Origin of the sequence: Pseudorhodoplanes sp. (assembly GCF_046289595.1) — a bacterium.
Taxonomy (GTDB): Bacteria; Pseudomonadota; Alphaproteobacteria; order Rhizobiales; family Xanthobacteraceae; genus Pseudorhodoplanes.
This window is the reverse complement of the sequence record NZ_JBKBVB010000181.1, coordinates 1-5,658: the sequence shown is the minus strand read 5'-3', so window position 1 is coordinate 5,658 and position 5,658 is coordinate 1. Positions and strand designations below refer to the sequence as shown.

4 protein-coding genes are annotated in these 5,658 nt (G+C 63.7%); 3 read left to right on the top strand and 1 reads right to left on the bottom strand.

Going from position 1 to position 5,658, the window contains the following annotated elements; genetic code table 11:
* Positions 1–331 precede the first annotated feature (331 nt).
* Positions 332–1,081 (bottom strand): invasion associated locus B family protein, encoded by a 750-nt coding sequence (locus ACK41X_RS22285; RefSeq protein ID WP_409728141.1) that lies wholly within the window; start codon positions 1,079–1,081, stop codon positions 332–334.
* 347 nt (positions 1,082–1,428) lie between these two features.
* Here ACK41X_RS22285 and ACK41X_RS22280 point away from each other — a divergent pair, with 347 nt between their 5' ends.
* The 3 genes from ACK41X_RS22280 to ACK41X_RS22270 all read left to right on the top strand — a co-directional run.
* Positions 1,429–3,150, top strand: coding sequence for an extracellular solute-binding protein (locus ACK41X_RS22280; RefSeq protein ID WP_409728144.1), 1,722 nt, complete (start codon positions 1,429–1,431; stop codon positions 3,148–3,150).
* Entirely contained in the window at positions 3,129–4,634 is a 1,506-nt protein-coding gene (locus ACK41X_RS22275) for an AMP-binding protein (RefSeq protein WP_409728138.1), read from the top strand. Before ACK41X_RS22280 ends, ACK41X_RS22275 begins: the two co-directional genes overlap by 22 nt.
* A gap of 75 nt (positions 4,635–4,709) precedes the next feature.
* Positions 4,710–5,658: GGDEF domain-containing protein (locus ACK41X_RS22270; protein WP_409728135.1), on the top strand; the 949-nt coding region annotated here is incomplete at its 3' end.

Genomic DNA, 5,658 nt, shown 5'->3' with positions numbered 1-5,658 from the left:
TTTCGGTGCAGCTTTCGGCGTTTGCGGTTTTTGTTGCGCCAGGCCCGGGCTGGAGACCTGCAGCGACAGCGCCGCGATCAATGCGCAAAGCGACGCTGCGCGAAAAATCGTCCGCCGCGCGTTACCTGAAAATCCCGCAAGCATCTGCCCCGCCTCCCTCGATCTGCGCCGCGACCCCGGCGGCCGCCGGAGTTAAATACCACCCATTGGCTGAGCGGCAATTGCGCAAACGCTCGTGCGTTGTCAAATCAGCGGCCGTTTCAATGACGAATGAGCGCGCTTCTTCGCGCGCCCAGATCAATCGCTTGAGCAAAATGAACCGGCGAGCCGCCTATTGCGGCTTGCCACCTTCAAGTTTCTGACGCTGCTCGTTGGCGCGCCGCTGCAACTCGTCCTGAAGCTTCTGGTTCTTCGCCTCGAGCTCTTTCGGATCCGTCGGAGGACCGTCATAGGCCTTGGCGAAATCCGACAATGGGAGCGCCAGAGTCATCACGTTCTGAGCCATGTTATAGGCCTGGACGTACAGGTTCTGGCCCTTCTTAAGCTTCTGGACAATGTCGGCATTGGCTTCGAGATGCGCGATACAGCCGCCATTGGCGCAGGTCAGGAAGGTCCCGATGATGGCCGAGGGCTCGTCGCGGTCGATCACAACGCGGGTGCCCTTGGGCAAATAGATGCCGGGCGGCAGCATCACTTGCAGAACCTTCTTTGACTCGCCTTCCATCTCCATCAGAATCGCCGCCACGATCGGCATTCCGGACTCAAGCCGGCCATCCTTTCCGGTCTGGCAAATCTGCTTGGCGCCCTGTTCCGGACCCTTTCCGCAGATTTTGGTCCAGTTGGAATAGATCAGCGGAGGCATCGCCGGCTCCTGCTGCTGGGCGCCGGCTGCCGGGGCCTGTGTGGGAGCTGCCGCCGGCGCGCCGCCTTTCTGCTGACCCTTGGGAGCGGGTTTCTGGGCGGGCGCCTGCTGCGCCAATGCCGTATCCAGTCCAGCCAACGAGAGCGTGGCGACTGCGGCAAAAATTGCGAGCGTCCTTGCAACCGGCCGGGGCGGCTCGGACGCAGACCGATACGTCATGATCCTACGTGTCCTCGTTGGCGCCGCATGAGGCGGCGGTGGGCCCATTGGCTGCCTACGCGCTGTCTCAATGCCAAAAAAGGCGACAGCGTGACGCCGGGCACCGGCCTGATACCCGAAAACGCCTTTACAATAAAGTATAAAGGCCAAAAATGATGCTATGGGGCGCAAGACCGCACCGGCGGCCATACCGATCTGTGATTGACTGCCGCCGACGCACGAATCGGAACGCCAGTAGCTTGAGCCCCGCATTGTCTTTCCACGGTTACGGCAGCCGTCTTGGCGCAGCTCTTCTGGCCTTTGTGGCCACGACTGCGCTGGATGTCCGCGCATTCGCAACCGGGCCGATGCATGCAATTGCCATGCACGGCGCGCCGAAAATGCCCCCCGGCTTTCCGGCGATGCCCTACGTCAATCCGGATGCCCCGAAAGGCGGACGGCTGACACTCGGGGTCTCGGGTACTTTCGACACCGTCAACCCTCTCGTGGTCAGGGGCCTGCCGGTCCCGAATATCCGCGGCTACGTGATCGAAGGCCTCATGGCGCGCGGCTATGACGAGCCGTTCACGCTTTACGGACTGCTGGCCGAAACGGTGGAAACTGACGACGAACGCAGCTTCGTCACCTTCAACCTCAATCCGCGCGCACGCTTTTCCGACGGCAAGCCGGTGACGCCGGACGACGTGATCTTTTCCTGGCAATTGCTGCGCGACAGAGGCCGGCCCAATCACCGTACTTACTATTCGAAGGTGGCGCGCGCGGAGATTGTCGGTCCGCGCTCGGTGCGCTTCGATCTGTCCGGCAATGCGGATCGCGAGTTGCCGCTGATCCTTGGCCTGATGCCGGTGCTGCCGAAACACGCGACCGATCCGGAGCGGTTCGAGGAGACCACCTTCACGCCGCTGGTCAGCAGCGGTCCCTATATCATCAAATCGGTCGATCCGGGACGCAACGCCACCTTTGTGCGCAATCCCGATTACTGGGGCGCGGACCTGCCGATCAACCGCGGCTTATGGAATTTCGACGAGATCCGTTTCGAATTCTATCGTGACGAGAGCGCACTGTTCGAAGCCTTCAAGAAAGGTCTATACGACCTGCGCGTCGAGAACGACGTGAACCGCTGGCAGACCGGCTACGACACGCCCGCTTACCGCGCTGGCCGCTACGTCAAGGAGACCTTCCGCAACGGCACCCCGGTCGGCATGAACGGCTTTGCCTTCAACACCCGCCGGCCGGTCTTTGCCGACGTCCGGGTCCGGGAAGCGCTGGCGTCGCTGTTCGATTTCGAATGGGTCAACAAGAGTTTCTTCTACGGGCTGCAAAAGCGCACCGCGAGCTATTTCGAGGGATCGGATTTGTCCTCGGTCGGGCGCCCCGCCGACGCCCGCGAACGCGCCTGGCTTGCGCAATTTCCGGGAGCGGTCCGCGACGACATTCTGGAGGGCCGCTATGCGCCGAGCGAAAGCGACGGCTCGGGGCGCGACCGCGCGGTTCTCAAGCGGGCGCTCGAGCTTCTGTCCGACGCCGGGTATGCGCTGGACGGCACGGTGCTGCGCCACCGCGAAACTCACGAGCCGCTGTCCTTCGAAATTCTTGTGACCACGCGCGACCACGAACGAATCGCGCTCGCCTATGCGCGCGATCTCAAGCGCGCCGGAATCACGGCGACGATTCGCACCGTCGATGCCGTGCAATTCGACCGGCGGCGACTCACCTACGATTACGATATGGTGCCCTATCGCTGGGACCAGTCGCTGTCGCCCGGCAACGAGCAGAGCTTCTATTGGGGGTCGGCTTCGGCCGACGTTGAGGGGACGCGCAATTACATGGGGGCCAGAAGCGAGGCCATCGACGCCATGATCGCGCAGCTTCTGGTCGCGCGCGAACGCGATGTCTTCGAATCCGCCGTGCGCGCACTCGACCGTGTCCTGATTTCCGGCTTTTATGTCGTGCCGCTCTTTCACCTGCCCGAACAATGGGTGGCGCGCTGGAGCCATGTCGAACACCCGAAGCAAACTCCGCTATTCGGCTTCCTGCCGGAAGCCTGGTGGCGCAAACCCGGCACCTGACAATGACGCCGGGCGCCGTTCCGTCCCTCGACGCCATCCTGAAAGCGCAGGCTGCGCGCAATCCGTCCGCGTTCGCCCTGATCGATGCACCGGATTGCGAACGGGTCACCGGCCTGGCGCCGCGCCGGCTAAACTATCTGCAGACGGACCGTGCCGTCGATGCGATCGCCGCGCGGCTGCGCGAGATCGGGCTGCCGCCCGGTACGGTGGTCGGCATTCAATTGCCGAATGTCACGGTCGGCATTCTGACATTGCTGGCAGTGATGCGCGCCGGCATGATCCCTGCTCCGCTTCCCCTGCTGTGGCGGCGCAATGAATGCGTGAGCGCACTCTCGGCGGCCGGGGCGCGGGCAATCATCGTCTGTGGCCGCGTGGCGGACTGCGATCACGCGGCGCTGGCCCTGGAGATCGCTGCGGAGCTGTTTCCGATCCGGGCGGTCTGTGGTTTCGGTTGCGACGCAGACGATGGCATCGTGCCGCTTGACGATTGTCTGAACGTCACAGACGAACATCCAGACGTGATCCTGTTTGCCACAGAAGACAGGCCCCGCGATGCGTTGATCACCTTCGATCTCACGGTCGATGGCATTGTCCCGATGGTTCGCGATTGCGCGCGACTCTTGGCCGGAGGGCGACTCATCCGGCAGCGCGTCGGGATTGCGGATGGAGCGGTGATCCTGTCGACATTGCCGGCAACGACTTATGCCGGCCTGTCGGCCGCTTTGGTGCCGGGGTTGCTGAGCGCTGCAACGCTTGTGTTGCATCTCCCGGCCGATCCCGAATTGATGCGCGATCAGATCGTGCAGGAACGATGTGACACGATCGTGGTGCCCGATGCGATGCTGGCCATGCTCGGCGGATCGGACTGGCTGGAGACGGGCCCCGTTCGCAACGTGGTTGCGGTCTGGCGTGCGCCGGAACGGTTCGCCTCCGCTGCGCAATGGACCAATCTCGATGTCACGCTGGTCGACGCAGTCGCCTTCGGCGAGACCGCCCTGCTCGCCGTCCGCCGCCCGCCCGGCGGGCGGACCGCGCCGTGGCCGGACGGTCCAATCGCGATCGCTGAGGGCGGCCCCGAATGTGCGCATGTCGCGCCCACGCAGACCGGTACGGTGGCTGTCCGCGGACTGTTTGCCGCATCGCCTTACGATCCCTTCGCCGCCGCGGCGGACCGGAAAGCCGACGGCGCGGGCGGCCATATCGATACCGGCTATCCCTGCCGCCGCATTGCCGACGGTGCTCTGATCGTTACCGCGCCGCCGAAGGGCATGGTCTGCGTCGGTGGTTATCGATTTGCAATGAATGATCTACAGCACATCATCCGGAGCATTGACGGTAGCGGCGTGCTTGCAGCTCTTCCGCATACATTAACCGGACACCGGCTGGCGGGGCATGCTTCGAAGGCTGCATCGATCCGGGACATTTTGCAAACGATGGGGATGAACCCTCTGCTAACCGAAGCGTTCGGCGAACGCGGTGCCTGACAATTTATGCACCGGAATTGACTGTGCATTAAATCACGGAGCGCTATCAGGGCCGTCAACTTGATGGACGCGCATATGTCGTTACAGGGCCCGGTCGTCGTCGTTGCCGAACAACCCGCGCCGGATTTGATCGCGGCGCTTGCCGCTGCCGGGGCGTTTCCGGTGGTGGAAGCCTCTTGCGCGCAAGCCAGCGCCGCGATTGCCGCTGCCGATCCGAGTGCGATTGTTCTTGCCGATCCGAAAGCTGCAAGCGACCTCGGCCTTGGCGAAAGTCTTGCCCGCACGATGACGCGCCGGATGCCGATCGTGCCGGTCGTGGCCTGCGCCGCCGCCGACGACATCCCTGCCTATCGCGACGCGCTGGCGCTGCCCTTCGAGTTGCCCCCGGATATTGTCGCCGCACGCTTGCTGTCGGTGCTGCGCGTGCGCGCCCTGCATGCCAGCGTGCTGCGCCGCGCCGACGCCGCGCGCGAGGCGGGTGAGGCGCTGCCGCAATCTCCGACGAGCGATCCGCTCGATGAAGCGACCGTGATACTTGCCGGACGCGGCAAATCCTATCCGCAGCTTTCCGTCGCGCTCGGCGAGCGCACCGGATTGATCGGCGTCCTCACCATCGAGGCCGCCGCGCGCCATCTGAAGTCACGCGATGCCGATGGCCTTGTGATCGGTGAAGGATTTTATCCGCACAATGTCGAGGCGCTCCTCACGGTCATCAGTGAGGATTCGCGATTTCGCGATATGCCGGTCGGCATCGTCGGCCGCCCGCTGGACGTCGAGATCAGCAAGCTGCCGCATCTCATTTTCGGAAGCGACCCATTGCACCTGGTTTCGCGCATTCTGCCGCTGGTGCGGCTGCATGCCTTCGAGGCGCGTCTGCGCCGCACGCTGGACGCCTTCGTCAAGGACGGAGTGATCGATCCTGTCACCGGCCTGATGTGCGAGCCGGCCTTCATGGCCGAACTCGAACGCGTCATCGCCGATGCCGGACGCCGCTCCAGCGGATTGTCCCTTGCACGGCTCAGCT

Coding starts and splice junctions, on each gene's coding strand:
- ACK41X_RS22280 (WP_409728144.1), top strand. CDS start 1,429: ATGCATGCAATTGCCATGCACGGCGCGCCGAAAATGCCCCCCGGCTTT.
- ACK41X_RS22285 (WP_409728141.1), bottom strand. CDS start 1,081: ATGACGTATCGGTCTGCGTCCGAGCCGCCCCGGCCGGTTGCAAGGACG.